The following is a 351-nucleotide window of genomic DNA, read 5'->3' as shown; positions in this document are numbered from 1 at the left end:
AGCAGCTTGACCATGAGTTTGGCTTCCTCAATTACCAAGAAAATCTACAACCCATACTTACCTCTGACGCCAGCCTAGATGAAGCCTTAGCGCCTCAGCGTAGCCATTTTTTGGAGCCAGTGTATCCCGAAGAAGCCTATAAAAAAGGTCTGGAAGGCTGGGTATGGGTTGAGTTTGATATTGATCCCAGTGGCGCGGTAAATGATCTGGAAATTATTGATGGTTACCCACCCCGCGAGTTTGAACGGGCTATCTATAATGCCGTCAGTCGCTGGCGTTACCAACCGCTAGTAAAAGACGGTCAGCCCCAGCCCTACCATAGTCGCTCATTGCTTTATCATTTCAGCACCC

General features: G+C 48.7%; 1 protein-coding gene. It reads left to right on the top strand.

Features of this window, described 5'->3' with window-relative positions:
- On the top strand, positions 1-351 hold a 351-nt coding region (locus tag J0A66_RS22190), incomplete at both ends, for an energy transducer TonB (protein ID WP_206576002.1).

It is taken from the genome of Bowmanella dokdonensis, from assembly GCF_017254865.1.
Classification (GTDB): Bacteria; Pseudomonadota; Gammaproteobacteria; order Enterobacterales; family Alteromonadaceae; genus Bowmanella; species Bowmanella dokdonensis.
This window is presented reverse-complemented; position numbering and strand designations above follow the sequence as displayed.